At 64.5% G+C, this 12,803-nt stretch carries 11 protein-coding genes, 3 tRNA genes and 1 riboswitch; of the genes, 6 read left to right on the forward strand and 8 right to left on the reverse strand.

What is annotated here, in order from left to right; translation table 11 throughout:
* Positions 1–49: 49 nt before the first annotated feature.
* The 6 genes from ACPRTJ_RS19155 to folD form a co-directional block, all read right to left on the reverse strand.
* Positions 50–1,096 (reverse strand): ornithine cyclodeaminase, encoded by a 1,047-nt coding sequence (locus ACPRTJ_RS19155; RefSeq protein ID WP_043864509.1) that lies wholly within the window; start codon positions 1,094–1,096, stop codon positions 50–52.
* A gap of 23 nt (positions 1,097–1,119) precedes the next feature.
* Positions 1,120–2,037 (reverse strand): citrulline utilization hydrolase CtlX, encoded by a 918-nt coding sequence (gene ctlX / locus ACPRTJ_RS19160; protein WP_426427179.1) that lies wholly within the window; start codon positions 2,035–2,037, stop codon positions 1,120–1,122.
* Between the two features lie 133 nt (positions 2,038–2,170).
* Positions 2,171–3,097, reverse strand: coding sequence for an ABC transporter substrate-binding protein (locus ACPRTJ_RS19165; RefSeq protein ID WP_088515234.1), 927 nt, complete (start codon positions 3,095–3,097; stop codon positions 2,171–2,173).
* Entirely contained in the window at positions 3,094–3,435 is a 342-nt protein-coding gene (locus ACPRTJ_RS19170; RefSeq protein ID WP_043864507.1) for a (2Fe-2S) ferredoxin domain-containing protein, read from the reverse strand. Before ACPRTJ_RS19170 ends, ACPRTJ_RS19165 begins: the two co-directional genes overlap by 4 nt.
* 98 nt (positions 3,436–3,533) lie before the next feature.
* Positions 3,534–5,468, reverse strand: coding sequence for a TonB-dependent receptor plug domain-containing protein (locus ACPRTJ_RS19175; RefSeq protein WP_054915293.1), 1,935 nt, complete (start codon positions 5,466–5,468; stop codon positions 3,534–3,536).
* A gap of 121 nt (positions 5,469–5,589) precedes the next feature.
* A riboswitch (cobalamin riboswitch) is annotated at positions 5,590–5,792 on the reverse strand.
* A gap of 137 nt (positions 5,793–5,929) precedes the next feature.
* Complete coding sequence (gene folD / locus ACPRTJ_RS19180; protein WP_054915292.1) at positions 5,930–6,784, reverse strand: bifunctional methylenetetrahydrofolate dehydrogenase/methenyltetrahydrofolate cyclohydrolase FolD; 855 nt, start codon at positions 6,782–6,784, stop codon at positions 5,930–5,932.
* Positions 6,785–7,069: 285 nt separating this feature from the next.
* On the opposite strand from folD, the gene ACPRTJ_RS19185 reads away from it, so the two are divergent.
* The 3 genes from ACPRTJ_RS19185 (at position 7,070) to ACPRTJ_RS19195 (ending at position 7,401) form a co-directional block, all read left to right on the forward strand.
* A tRNA-Arg gene (locus ACPRTJ_RS19185) sits at positions 7,070–7,146 on the forward strand.
* Positions 7,147–7,187: 41 nt separating this feature from the next.
* A tRNA-His gene (locus ACPRTJ_RS19190) sits at positions 7,188–7,263 on the forward strand.
* A gap of 53 nt (positions 7,264–7,316) precedes the next feature.
* Positions 7,317–7,401, forward strand: a tRNA-Leu gene (locus tag ACPRTJ_RS19195).
* Between the two features lie 99 nt (positions 7,402–7,500).
* On the opposite strand, the gene ACPRTJ_RS19200 is transcribed toward ACPRTJ_RS19195, so the two are convergent.
* Positions 7,501–7,893 (reverse strand): RidA family protein, encoded by a 393-nt coding sequence (locus ACPRTJ_RS19200; RefSeq protein ID WP_313326023.1) that lies wholly within the window; start codon positions 7,891–7,893, stop codon positions 7,501–7,503.
* Positions 7,894–7,993: 100 nt separating this feature from the next.
* Positions 7,994–8,179 (reverse strand): hypothetical protein, encoded by a 186-nt coding sequence (locus ACPRTJ_RS19205; protein ID WP_054915290.1) that lies wholly within the window; start codon positions 8,177–8,179, stop codon positions 7,994–7,996.
* A gap of 268 nt (positions 8,180–8,447) precedes the next feature.
* Between ACPRTJ_RS19205 and ACPRTJ_RS19210 the strand changes: the two genes are divergently transcribed.
* The 3 genes from ACPRTJ_RS19210 to ACPRTJ_RS19220 are packed head-to-tail and all read left to right on the forward strand — an operon-like array spanning position 8,448 to position 12,779.
* A complete protein-coding gene (locus ACPRTJ_RS19210; RefSeq protein ID WP_426427180.1) occupies positions 8,448–10,856 on the forward strand; it encodes a TonB-dependent receptor domain-containing protein in 2,409 nt (802 codons plus the stop codon).
* A gap of 17 nt (positions 10,857–10,873) precedes the next feature.
* Entirely contained in the window at positions 10,874–11,806 is a 933-nt protein-coding gene (locus ACPRTJ_RS19215) for a ChaN family lipoprotein (protein WP_054915289.1), read from the forward strand.
* Between the two features lie 28 nt (positions 11,807–11,834).
* Positions 11,835–12,779 carry a ChuX/HutX family heme-like substrate-binding protein gene (locus ACPRTJ_RS19220; protein WP_088515232.1) on the forward strand — a complete coding sequence of 315 codons (945 nt, stop codon included), beginning with the start codon at positions 11,835–11,837 and terminating at the stop codon, positions 12,777–12,779.
* The last annotated feature ends 24 nt before the right edge of the window (positions 12,780–12,803 follow it).

Raw genomic sequence — 12,803 nt, forward strand, 5'->3', positions numbered from 1 at the left:
TACGGCCGTGCAAGGTGCACGGCCGCCTGGATTGACGTGCAGGCCCGGTCTAGGCGCGTTTCTTGTGCACCGCCTGAACCTTGGGCAGCAGCCGTGCAAACAGGTCCTTGGGGTTTTCCAGGGCCGGCACCAGGTCGATTTCATGGCCGATATCCAGGGCCTTGGCCACATCCAGCACATAGCGCAGGGCCGAGTAGTCTTCGATGGCAAAGCCCACCGAGTCGAACAGGGTGACCTGGGTGTCGTTCTCGCGGCCGAGCACCTGGCCGTTGACCACTTGCCAGAACTCGGTGATCGGCGAGTCGGCTGGCATCTGCTGGATCTCGCCCTCGATGCGGCTCTGCGGTTCGTACTCGACGATCACCCGTGCGGCGTCGACGATGTCGCGGTGCAGCTCGGTCTTGCCCGGACAGTCGCCACCCACCGCGTTCAGGTGCATGCCCGGCTCGATCATGTCGGCGGTCAGGATGGTGGCGTAGGCCTTGTCGGCGGTGACCGTGGTGACGATGTCGGCGCCGCGTACCGCATCGGCCACGGAGCTGGCCAGTACCACCTTGATCGCCGGGAAGGCGCGAAGGTTCGCGGCCAGTTTGGCCGTGGCTTGTGGGTCCAGGTCGTACAGGCGGATTTCCTCGATGCCCACCAGCGCGTGGAAGGCGATGGCCTGGAACTCGCTCTGCGAACCGTTGCCGATCAGCGCCATGCTGCGGCTGTCGGGGCGCGCCAGGTAGCGTGCGGCCAGGGCCGAGGTGGCGGCGGTGCGGATCGCGGTGGTCAGGGTCATTTCGCTGAGCAGCAATGGCGCGCCGGTGTCGACATCGCCCAGCGCACCGAACGCCATCACGGTGAGCATGCCGCGCTGGGTGTTCTTCGGGTGGCCGTTGACGTACTTGAAGGCGTAGAGGTTGGCGTCGGAGGCCGGCATCAGCTCGATCACCCCGTCTGGCGAGTGGTTGGCCAGGCGCGCGCACTTTTCGAAGTCGTGCCAGCGCAGGTAGTCCTGGCGGATGTACTCGGCCATTTCTTCCAGGCAGGTGGTGAGGCCCTTGCGGGCGACCAGTTGGCTGAGGTCGTTGACGTCGATGTAACGGGTCATGGGGAGCTCCTTCTTGTGGTCGGTCAATTGCGCACCGGCAGGTGCACTTCGGCGAGCATGCAGCGCGCGCTGCCGCCGCCGATGCGTTCGATGTTGTCGATGTTCACCACCACCGGGTGGGTGTGCCGCTCGACCTGGCGGCGCTGCTCGGGGTGCAGCGAGCGCCAGGCACTGCGCGACATCACCAGCAGCGGCTGGCCTTGCTTGTCGTGCACTTCGAGCATGTTGCCGGCGAAGCCTTCGAGCTGGTCGAAGTCCAGGGCCAGGATGTCCTTGCCGGTGGCGCGCAGGCTGTGTTCCAGGGTACGGCGCTCGTCGGCATCGGGCAGTGCCTTGAGGCACACCACCGACAGCCCGCGGCCCACGCTCATCATCACGTTGCAGTGGTAGATGGGCGCCCGGTGCCGGTCGACGGCGTGAAACAGGCACAGGCGGTAGTCGAGCCTGTCGGCGAACTGGCGCAGTGCTTCGGTGTGGGTGCGCCCGGAGTGGCAGGCGTAGCTGATGCGGTGTTCGCGGTCGAGCACCATGCTGCCGGTGCCTTCCAGGAACATGCTCTGTTGCTCCAGCGGGCTCAGGTCGATGGTGTTGTTAATGCTGAAACGGTCGGCGAGCACCTGCAGCACGCCCTTGTCGCGTTCCAGCCGGCGGTTGTGGCCCTCCATCGGGTAGAGCACCAGGCTGCCGTCGGCGTGGCTGCTCCACCAGTTGTTGGGGAAGATCGAGTCGGGCGTGTGCGGGGCCGGCGTGTCCTGCACCACCAGCACCTCGACGCCATGCTGGCGCAGGGTGTCCACATAGCCGTCGAACTCTTCCAGCGCTTTATGCTGTGCCTGGTCGGGGTCCAGTGCAGGCTGCTGGAAGCGGTTGTTGAGTGCGGTGTCCGGGTTGAAGGCGAACCGCGCGGGGCGGATCATCAAGACTGTATTGGTGGTTTGCATCGAGGCACGCATCCGGGGTTGGCAGTGCGTCTATTGTCGATGCAGTGGCGCTGCAATCCCGGCTGAAGCGCGCGGGGCGCTCAGCGGGGAAAGCTGAAAAGCGGGGTATTGCAGCGTAATCGGCTGTGCCGGTTCAGGGCAGGTGCTCGGCCATGTCACGCAACTGGTTGGCCAGCGCGACGGCAGCACGGGCGCTGTGTTCGCCTGCCACCAGGTGCGTGAAGGGCAGGTCGATCAGCCGGCCCTCGCGCACCGCACGCAACTTCGAAAGGGCCGGGTGGTTGTGCAGGTACTCGCGCTTGCGCCGGGCCGGCGACCAGACGGCGTCGGCCAGGATGATCACGTCCGGGTCGCGTTGCAGCAGGGTTTCGGGGTCGACGGTCACGCGGTGCAGGTCGACGTCGGCGAACAGGTTGCGCCCACCGGCAACCTGGATCAGTTGGGTGATGAAGCCGCGGCTGCCCTCGCTGTCGAGGCCCTGGTGCTCGCTGTCCAGGTAGAACACCGAAAGCGGGGCATGCTGCGCGGCGAGCTGGCGGGCGCGGTCCAGGTCTGCTCGTTGCTGCGCGATCAGCCGAGCGGCCTGGGATTCGCGCTGCAGCAGCTTGCCCAGGCTGCGCAGGTCGTCTTCGATGGCCGCGAAACCGGAGGCCGGGCGCGGGTCGCAGGCGTTCTCCAGCAGATAGCTGCCGATGCCATTGCGGGTCAGGTGGGTACGGGCGCCCACGCCATCGCGAAAGGCGCTGGCGAAACCGCCGACCACCAGGTCGTAGCGCTGGGCATAGAACACCTCCGGCGAGGGATACAGCCGCGACAGCAGGGGCACGCCGCGGTAGCGCCGGGAGGCCAGCGCCTCGGGGTCGTCATCGATGTAGCTCACCGCAACCAGCGACGGGCCGACCTGCAGGGCCAGCAGCAGGTCGGCGGCATGCTGGTTGAGCGCCAGGATGCGCTGCGGCGGGGCGTGCGGCAGGGTCCAGTCCTGGCCGCAGTTACGGTAGGTCTGGGCGTGGGCCGTGGTGCCGAGCAGGCACAACAGCAGGCAGAGCAGGCGCGTCATGGGGTATCACCATTGAGCAGCAGTGCGCTGACCGGGGTACCTGCGACCAGGTGCTCGCGCACCAGGCGGCGGGCATCGTCGGCGCTGGCGATGCGGTACCAGCAGCGCTCGGGGTAGACGGTGGCGACCGGGCCCAGGTTGCACGGGAACTGGCAGTGGGTACGGGTCAGCAGCACGCCGTCGGCGGTTTCCATGCGCTGGGCGGCGAGCAGTTCGTTGCGCACCACTTTCCACACCTGCTGCGCGCCGCGCTGGGTGCAGCGCGGGCCGGTGCACAGCATCACGTGGCGGGCGTGGGCGGGAATGTGCGACCACTCGGGTTTGCTGGGGATGGGCATGGGCTTGTCCTTGAGTCCGTGGTGCGGCTTTCGCGGGTCAAGCCCGCTCCCACAGGTGACGGATGAGCCTGTGGGAGCGGGCTTGACCCGCGCTGCTTCTAGAAGCTGTAGGTGTAACGCACTTCGCTGGTGAACGGCCTTCCCAGGTTCTGCACCTTGCGTGCGCCGCTGTCCATGCTGGTGGTGTAGTCGCGGTCCAGCAGGTTCTCCAGCAGCAGGCTCAGGCGATGCTGGCGGGCGCCGTCCAGGTAGCGGTAGGCATCGGCGTCCACCACGGTGTAATGCCCGTAGTCCACATCCCGCGGGCTTTTTACCGTGCCGATGTAGCGCACCGCCGCGCCTGCGCCCCACATCCGGTCACCCGACTCGTACCCCAGCCGGCTGCGTGCAAAGAACCCGGGAATGTTGTTGAGGGTGGCGCCGTTGCGCGACTCGCTCAGGTTGCGCGTCATGTCTGCCGCCAGCTGCCAGCGGTCACTGAGCTGGAACTGCCCGTTGACCTCGACGCCGCGCACCTGGATCTCGCCATCGCCGTTGACCCATTGTGCATCCACGATGGTGATCAGGTCCTCGATGCGCCGGGTGAACAGCGTACCGCTCAGGCTGTAAGGCTGGCCCTGGATCAGGCCGGTGTAGTCCAGGCCCAGTTCGGCATTGCGGCTCTTCTCCGGCTTGAGGTTGGGGTTGCCCATCTCGTCGCCCGGTTCGTTGACGTACAGTTGCTCGGCGTTGGGCAGCTTGTAGGCGGTGCCGAACTGGCCGCGCAGCTTGAGCTGGTCGGTCAGGTCGTAGAGCGAGGTGAGCATGCCCACCGTGGCACTGTCACCGCCGCTCAGGTGCTCGCGGCGCACGCCGATGCTGGGGTGCCAGTCAGGCAGGGCGTCGATGACAGGGCGCAGCTGCACATACAGCGCATGGGCCTCGGCCTGGTTGTTATCGATCTTGAGCACGTCGTCCTTGCCCTTGAACCACTGGTTGTCGGTACCGAACACCAGGGTGTGCTCGCCGGGGAGCACGGCCTTGCCTTCGGCCTGCATGCCCCAGTCGCTGAAGCCCCAGTAGTCATCGTGGTTGAGGGTGCGGGTGCTGCCGTCGGTGTTGTTGTAGATGCGGGTGTAGCGCGTATCCCAATCGTTCATGTGGCCTTTGACGAAGTAGCTGAAGTCGGGGTTCAGGCGCTGCTCGAAGGTGGCCGTGGCGATCTGCTGCACGCGGTCGTTGGTGGTACGGCGGTTGGCGTCCGGGCGCAGGAAGTCCAGGTTGGCGGCGCTGTACTGGTAGAACAGCTCCAGGCGGCTGTCATCGCCCAGGCTTTGTGCGGCCTTGGCGCCGAAGGTGTTGACCTCGTAGCTGCGCTTCTTGTCGCTGACCGTCGAGGTGATCTGGCTGCTGTGGTAGGGCTGGTAGCCCTCGGACACGTTGTGGCTGACGTAGGCCAGCAGCCCCAGGTCGCCCAGGCCGTTGCTGAAGATGCGCTCGATACGGGCATCGCCGTTGCGCCCCATGAAGCTGTCGACGCCCAGGTTGACCTGGCCCGAGGGGTCGCGGCTATGGGCCGAACGGGTGACGATGTTGATGACCCCGGCCACGGCCTGGGTGCCGAACAGCAGGCTCTGGCCGCCCTTGAGTACCTCGATGCGCTCGATGGCGGCGGCGGGCAGGGTGTCTATATAGATGCCGCCGTAGAGGCGGTTGTTCAGGCGCACCCCGTCGAGCATGATCAGCGTGTCGTCGTTGCGCCCGCCCAGCAGCGAATAGGTGCCATAGTCGAACGGCCCCTGCTTGGGCGCCACATACAGGCCGGGGACGAACATCTGCAGCACGCGGGTGATGTCGGCGCTGGGGCCGGCGCGCTCGATCTGCTCGCGGTCCACGACCTCCACCTTGCTGCCATAGCGCGCCATCTCGGCCACCGTGGTGGACTCCACCGAGGGTGCGGAGACGATCTGCTGGTCGAGGGTCAGGGGTTCGCTGGCCGCCAGGGCCGGGCTGCCGATCAGGCAACCGATCAGGGTAAAACGACGTGTCTTCATCTACTTCTCGAAAAAGGATTTTTCGGGAAGCGCACAGGAGGGTTCCGGCGAACGCGCGCCAGAATACCGGCTCGTGCCCGCCCACCGCAGGTTTGCCAAAATGACTGAACGCATCCTTTCAACAGTCGTGGGTTTGCAGGCCGGTCTCCGGGCTTGCGAGGCTCGAAGTCATCCGCCTTCCCATGCGTTGCGCACAGTGGCCTGTTGGATGCTTCACTCGCTTACCGTTGCGGGGGCAGCGCCGGACTAGTCATGCAAGACGCACCGGCTTCCCGTTTCACCTGCTGCACGGCGGCAGCAGGCACCTGAAACTGGGCCGCATCTGACCATTGTCATGACCGTTCGTCAACCTGACGGCCTTTGCTGACGAGCGTGCGTTTGTTCCAGGCCAAAAAAAACGGCACCTTCTCAGGTGCCGTTCCTTTAGTGGCTAGCGCCGCTGGAACTTAAATCCAGCGGGGTCAACCGTGCAGCTCTTCGGCCGCATACAAGGTGTTCTCCAGCAGGCACGCCCGGGTCATCGGCCCGACGCCGCCTGGCACCGGAGTGATCCAGCCGGCGCGGGGCAGGGCGGTCTCGTAGACCACGTCGCCCACCAGCTTGCCGTCTTCCTGGCGGTTGATGCCCACGTCGATGACGATGGCGCCTTCCTTGATCCATTCACCCTTGACCAGCCCCGGCTTGCCGGCAGCCACCACCACCAGGTCGGCGCGGCCGACGTGGCCGGCCAGGTCCTTGGTGAAGCGGTGGGTCACGGTCACGGTGCAGCCGGCCAGCAGCAGCTCCATGGCCATGGGGCGGCCGACGATGTTCGAGGCGCCCACTACCACCGCATTCATGCCGTACAGGTCCTGGCCGGTGCTGTGCAGCAGGGTCATGATGCCTTTGGGGGTGCACGGGCGCAGCAGCGGGATGCGCTGGGCCAGGCGGCCTACGTTATAAGGGTGGAAACCGTCCACGTCCTTGTCGGGGCGAATGCGCTCGAGCAGCAGCGAGGCATCCAGGTGCGCCGGCAGTGGCAGCTGCAGCAGGATGCCGTCGATGTCGGCGTCTTCATTTAGGCGGTCGATCAGGTCGGTCAGCGCCTGCTGGGTGGTGTCGCTGGGCAGGTCATAGGCCTGGGAGTTGAAGCCGACCTCTTCACAGTCTTTACGCTTGTGCGAAACATAGACTTGGGAGGCGGGGTCGCTGCCTACCAGGATCACTGCCAGGCCGGGGGTGCGCAGGCCTTGCTCGCGACGTTGCGCGACACGTTGGGCGATCTGCTGGCGCAGGCTGGCGGCGATCGCCTTGCCGTCGATAAGTTGTGCAGTCATGACGCGTGATTAACCATCGAGAGGGAATAAAAAGAGCGCGCATTCTCGCATGACCGGGGCGCAGGGCAAAGGCGCTTGGTCTGGCAATTCCCCTAACCCCTTAAATAAAATGAATTTTTTTCAAAAAGGTGTTGACGACTTTGCCGCTCGTCTATAACATTCATCGCACTTGTCGGGCAGAGCCTAGCACTGGTTAGCAAGGTCAGGCAGAATAAGTGGTTTTGATAGCTTGTTCGGTATGACTAAAAGTTAATTTGTAATCCTAACAGAAAGCAGATTAAATATGCGCCCGTAGCTCAGCTGGATAGAGCATCCGCCTTCTAAGCGGATGGTCGCAGGTTCGAGTCCTGCCGGGTGCGCCAATACAGGCAGCTGGCACAAGTAAAAGCAGTAAAGCAATATGGTGGGCGTAGCTCAGTTGGTAGAGCACAGGATTGTGACTCCTGTTGTCGTGGGTTCGATCCCCATCGTCCACCCCATATTCTAAAAGGCGCCCGATGAAAATCCGGCGCCTTTGCTTTAAAAGCTTCACGCGGACGTGGTGAAATTGGTAGACACACTGGATTTAGGTTCCAGCGGCGCAAGCTGTAAGAGTTCGAGTCTCTTCGTCCGCACCATAGATGCTTTCACCGCCCTTCGCTGAAGTGCGTTGAAGCCCGGAACAAGCCGCCTTGAGCGGCTTTTTTCGTTTCTGGGCTTCTACTCCTTACCCGCACCTACCGCTGCACCGCAATGCACTTGATCTCCACCAGCAACCCTGGTCGGGCGAGTTCGCTGACGCCTATGCAGGTCCATGCACAGGTGCCCCTTGGAAAGACCTTGTCCTTCATGCTCCTGAACAGCGGCATATGGCGTTGCATGTCGATGTGATAGGTCGTCATTTCGACCACGTCGTCAAACCCGCAACCGCCCGCCGCGAGCACGAGGCGAAGGTTTTCCCAGGCCGCCAGAAACTGCTGCTCCGGGTCTTCAATCACCTCCAGCTCCGGCGTTCGACCCACCTGCCCGGCGCAGTACAGGGTTCTGCCCACCTTTACCGCGGGGGCATAACCAGCACGCTCGCAAAGCAATTTCATCTCGTCGGGGACGATAATCTGGCGATCAGTCATGGGGCAGGGTCCAGGGGAGTAGGGCTATCAAGCGACGCGCCACTCTATAGAACAGAAAAGCCACCTATCAAGGTGGCTTTCGCGTTTCAGTGCCCTCGCGTCAATGCCTGGTCGCTTTGGGCCCACCTACCGGTGACAGCTCAAGCTCCAGTCGAACGATGTTGAGGATTCTGGTGAGTGGAGCGGCTTGCTCCGCCTCCCCCAGGGCGAGGAGGTGATCGCGTTGTTCGCGAATTCTGCTGAGGCTCTCGTCGAGCTGCGCAGCGGCCAATCGGTATTTTTCCATGTGCGGTTCCTTTATCACGGCCTCCCTGCCACTCGAGTCGGCCGTTCCGTGTGTGGGTGCTGTGGCACCGTTCGTCAACGGAAGGCCCTGCAAGCATAGCGTCCTTTGCGCCGTAGGCGCGTGAACACCACGGGCAGAACTGTTCCAACATTTATCCGCGCGCATGCCGATGAATGATTTTAAAAATAATACTGATTTTCATTTCCCCTTTTGACTGCCTTACGTGACCTCTATTGCAAGACCATTGCAACGTTCCAGGGAGCTTCACGTGAAACGCATCGCGCCGACCGTAAATCCAGGCCAGCAGCCCGACAGGCACCGTGTTTTCAAGGCGGCGCAGGGCGCGCTTACTGTGCTGGCGCTTGCCGTCAGTGGTGCCAGCGTTGCAATGGCGGCGCCCATGGAGGCGCCCACCGCTCAGCACGCAGCTGTACGCAAGCATTACCAGATTGCGGCAGGCCCGCTGGCGCCCGCACTCAATCAGTTGGCGGGCGCCACCGGCGTGATGCTGACCTTTGCCCCGGAGCTGACCGACAAGCGCCAGACCCAGGGCCTGGATGGCGAGTACAACCGCAAGGAAGCCTTCGACCTGCTGCTGATGGGTACCGGGCTGCGCATCGTGCAGCTCAAGGACAAGAGCTTCGTGCTGCGCGCCGAGGAACAGAGCCGCAGCGCGCTGGAGGTGGGCCCCACGCTGGTCAACGCACTGGGCGAGCGCCCGGGCGTGATCCGCAGCAGCCGCGAAGTGCACGCCGAACGCCAGGACCTCAACAGCCTGGTGCGTTCCATGCCCGGTACCTACACCCTGCATTCGCGCAGCCAGCCCGGGGTTTCGGTGAACATCCGCGGGCTGTCGGGCCTGGGGCGGGTCAACACCATGATCGACGGCGTGACCCAGACCTTCCGCAACAACGCCGGTCACGGTTCAGGCGGGCCGATGGCCTTCGTCGACCCCAACCTGCTGGCCGGTGTCGATGTGCAGCGCGGCGCGGTGGACGGCGCCGAAGGTGCCAATACCCTGGGGGGCACCGCCAACTTCCGCACCTTCGATATCGACGACATCGTCAAGCCCGATCACCGCGTGGGTGTGCGCAGCACCTACCGCACCGGCAACAACGGTTACGGCAACACGCGCATGCTCGCCGCCGGCGCACGAACCCGTCCCGAGGATAGCGAAGGCGTGTACGGCATCGTCGCCGCCGCCAGTAGTTCGCAAACCGGCGAATACAAGACCAGCTCCGGCCAGGAAAACCACTACGACACCACCAAGCAGAGCCCGCGCTCGGGCCTGCTCAAGGTGCGCCTGCAGCCCAACGACCTGCACCGCCTGGACCTCAGCGGCGTGCAGTACCGCAACGAGTTCTACCACAACTACCCATGGGAACTGCGCAACGAAACCTACCGCGCCAAGTACGCCTACACGCCCTACAACGAATGGGTGAACCTGACGGTAAACGCCTACCAGAACAAGACCCAGCTCGATTACCCGCCGGTGGAGGAATCCACCTTCATCGGCCGCAAGACCCACGACGATGCCCACGGTTTCGACTTCACCAACCTCAGCCGTTTCAACTTCGGCCCGGTGGAAGCGAGCTGGAGCAACGGCATGCGCTACTACACCGACGACTTCGTTGCCGACACGCCGGAAAAACGCGGGGCCAACCCCGAAGGCAAGCAGCAGACCGAAAGCCTGTTCAGTACCCTTGAGCTGGACTACGACATCTATGCCATGACCCTGGGCATGCACTACGACGGCTACAAGGTCAGCGGCCACGTGCCCAAGTGCTCGATTTTGCGCGAGTGCACGGGTATCGGCGGGGGCGATGTGGACATCACCCGCCGCGAGCACAGCTTCAACCCGCGTATCGGCTTTGCCGTAAAGCCCTATGACTGGATGCAGCTCTACACCAGCTGGTCGCGCAGCTCGCGTGCACCGCGGGTGCAGGAGATGTTCTTCGAGAAGGTGCCGATGACCGCCGATGCCAGCGATGCCGACGGCGTGGGGGCCAACCCGTACCTGCGCCAGGAGCGCTCCACCAACTACGAGTTAGGCTTCAATCTCAGTCGCGCCGGGCTGTTCAGCAGCAACGACTACGCCCAGCTCAAGGTCAACCGCTTCATCAGCAAGATCGACGGCTATATCACCCCGCAGTCGTTCGACATCGTCGATGACGACGGCGAATACTCGGCCAAGGCCAACTGGGTCAACTGGCCCGAGCAGGTGCGCATGAGCGGCTACGAGATCGAGGGCCGCTACGACGCAGGCTTCGTCTACGCCAACCTCTCCTGGACCCGCGCCACCACCAAGGCGCCGACCACCTCGGGCATCGAACTCGAAGACATCAACAGCCAGCCCGACCGCTACTGGACCCTCGACCTGGGCACGCGCTGGTTCGACGAGCGCGTGGTGCTCGGCGCCCGCGGCGAGTACTCCGGCCCTGCCGAAGAAAGCTGGGACTGGTACGAAACCAGGAAAACACAGTCCACCGGCGTGATCTGGGACCTTTACGGCAGCTGGCAGGTGCAGCAGAACGTCAGCCTGTTCTTCAACGTCGAGAACGTGGAGAACAAGACCTACAGCTACAACGCCTCGGTGGACTCGATCATGTCCGCCTCACTGGACCGCGGTACCGGGCGTGGGCGTACCACCTCGTTCGGCGTCACGTTCGAATACTGACCCCACAGGACCCTCTCATGTACACGAACTGCCTGCTTGGGGCGTGCCTTGCCCTGCTCGTCGGCTGCGCCACGGTCAATGCGCCGCCGGCCCAGACCGCCTATGCCCGTGTCGAAGCCAACATCCCCGGCTGGGGCGCGATCGTTGATGTGCGCAGCGGCCAGCAGATCGATGCCGGGCAATTGCTCGACGTACTGGCGCAAGCCCCCACGGTGATGGTGGGGGAGACCCACGACAACGTGGCTCATCACCTGATCGAGCAGTGGCTGGCCACCGGCCTGGCCGAGCGGCGCCAGCAAGGCGCCGTGGTGCTCGAGATGCTCGATAGCGATCAGCAGCGCCCGGTTGGCGATGTGCAGGCGTGGCTGGGCGCAGGCAACCGCGTGCGGCTGGCGCGTCTGCGCAAGATCATGCAGTGGGATGAGCGCTGGAGCTGGGAGCAATACGGCCCGTTGATGCAGGCACTGATGCAGGCCCCGGCACCGGTGCTGGCCGGCAACCTGTCTCCCCGCGAACGCAAGCAGGTGGCAGCCGACGCGCCTGCGGATGCGGCCAGCCTGTTTCCGCAAGCGGCAATCGCCGAGGTGCAACGTCAGCGCATCGTGCAGATGCACTGTGGCGAGATCGACCTGCCGCGACTGAACGCCATGCTCGCCATTCAGCACGGTCGCGACCGGCGCATGGCCCAGGTGCTCGACGCCGCGCCGGCCCCGCGCCTGTTGTTCGCCGGTGTGCTGCACACCCTCAAGTCCCAGGGCGCGCCCCAGTACCTCAGGCATGGCGCGCGCGATCCCGGTTTGAAGGTGCTGGTGCTGGGGGAGGAGGGCCAGGCCCCAGCCGCTCAGGATGCCGACTTCGTGTGGCTGCTGCCCAGCCAGGACGGCGACGGCGTTGCGCTTGCCCCGGTGGCTGCCAGCTGCGACGCACCCTTGCAGCCACCCCTTCACTGAACCTTTTCTGCTCACAAGGAATCCCCACATGCCTGCTATTACTGCCAGCGACCTCCGCCAACGCCTTGGGCAAGACTGCCTCAGCCTCGCCCTGCCTGCCGCCGAAGTGGCGGCCCGGCTGTATCACCTTGGCCCGCTGAGGGTCATGACCCAGGCCAGTCATGCATTCCTCGACCAGGTGGGGCGCTTCCCACGGTCGGACGATGTTGCCCAGGTCGGTCTGGTGCTTGGCGAAGATGGCCTGGACCTGCGCCTGAACCTGCGCGCCTGGCACTGGCTGTGCCTCACCCGTGGCCAGGCCGCTGGTGATTTCGAGCTGAGGGTGTTCGACCGGCATGCCGCGCCGCTGTTGCGCCTGGCGTCGCTACCCGGCTCGAACCTGCAGGCGTGGGCCGAGCTGTATGCCCAGGGCAGCCTGGAGCAGCCGCACTTCACACCGCGCGAGGCGCTGGTCAAACAAGATGTACAGGTCGCCGGGCTGGTCGACGACTGGGCAGCGATGGGGGATGTGCATGACCACTTCGCGCTGCTCAAGCGTCATGGCCTGACCCGCTATCAGGGCAACCAGGGCGTGGCCCCGCAGTTTGCCCGGCGTATCGGCAGCGCGGGCACTGCGGCGCTGCTCGGGCAACTGGCCGACAGCGGGCTGGAACTGATGGTCTTCATCTATAGCCCCGGCTCCACGCAGATCTACACCGGCAAGCTCGACAGCGCCACGCGGCAGGGCGACAGCCTGGTGTTCGACATGCCGGGTGACGGTGACGCCGCACCAACCCGTTTCGGCATACGTGACACCGTCGAAGCCGAAGCCTGGCGCGTGTACAAACCCAATGCCGTAGGCGGGGTCAACAGCCTGGAGATCTTCGATGCCGAGCAGCGCCTGATCGTGCAACTGTTCGGGCGTCGCCCTGCCGGGCAGCCCGAACAGCCAGCCTGGCGCGAGTTGCTCGATCGGTTGGAGGCGGGGCAATGAGCGCTCGGCTGCTGAGTGTGTGCC

The organism is Pseudomonas palmensis (genome assembly GCF_049942755.1).
GTDB lineage: Bacteria > Pseudomonadota > Gammaproteobacteria > Pseudomonadales > Pseudomonadaceae > Aquipseudomonas > Aquipseudomonas palmensis.

Coding starts and splice junctions, on each gene's coding strand:
- ACPRTJ_RS19200 (WP_313326023.1), bottom strand. CDS start 7,893: ATGACTGATCGCCAGATTATCGTCCCCGACGAGATGAAATTGCTTTGC.
- folD (WP_054915292.1), bottom strand. CDS start 6,784: ATGACTGCACAACTTATCGACGGCAAGGCGATCGCCGCCAGCCTGCGC.
- ACPRTJ_RS19175 (WP_054915293.1), bottom strand. CDS start 5,468: ATGAAGACACGTCGTTTTACCCTGATCGGTTGCCTGATCGGCAGCCCG.
- ACPRTJ_RS19155 (WP_043864509.1), bottom strand. CDS start 1,096: ATGACCCGTTACATCGACGTCAACGACCTCAGCCAACTGGTCGCCCGC.
- ACPRTJ_RS19165 (WP_088515234.1), bottom strand. CDS start 3,097: ATGACGCGCCTGCTCTGCCTGCTGTTGTGCCTGCTCGGCACCACGGCC.
- ACPRTJ_RS19205 (WP_054915290.1), bottom strand. CDS start 8,179: ATGGAAAAATACCGATTGGCCGCTGCGCAGCTCGACGAGAGCCTCAGC.
- ACPRTJ_RS19215 (WP_054915289.1), top strand. CDS start 10,874: ATGTACACGAACTGCCTGCTTGGGGCGTGCCTTGCCCTGCTCGTCGGC.
- ACPRTJ_RS19170 (WP_043864507.1), bottom strand. CDS start 3,435: ATGCCCATCCCCAGCAAACCCGAGTGGTCGCACATTCCCGCCCACGCC.
- ACPRTJ_RS19220 (WP_088515232.1), top strand. CDS start 11,835: ATGCCTGCTATTACTGCCAGCGACCTCCGCCAACGCCTTGGGCAAGAC.
- ctlX (WP_426427179.1), bottom strand. CDS start 2,037: ATGCAAACCACCAATACAGTCTTGATGATCCGCCCCGCGCGGTTCGCC.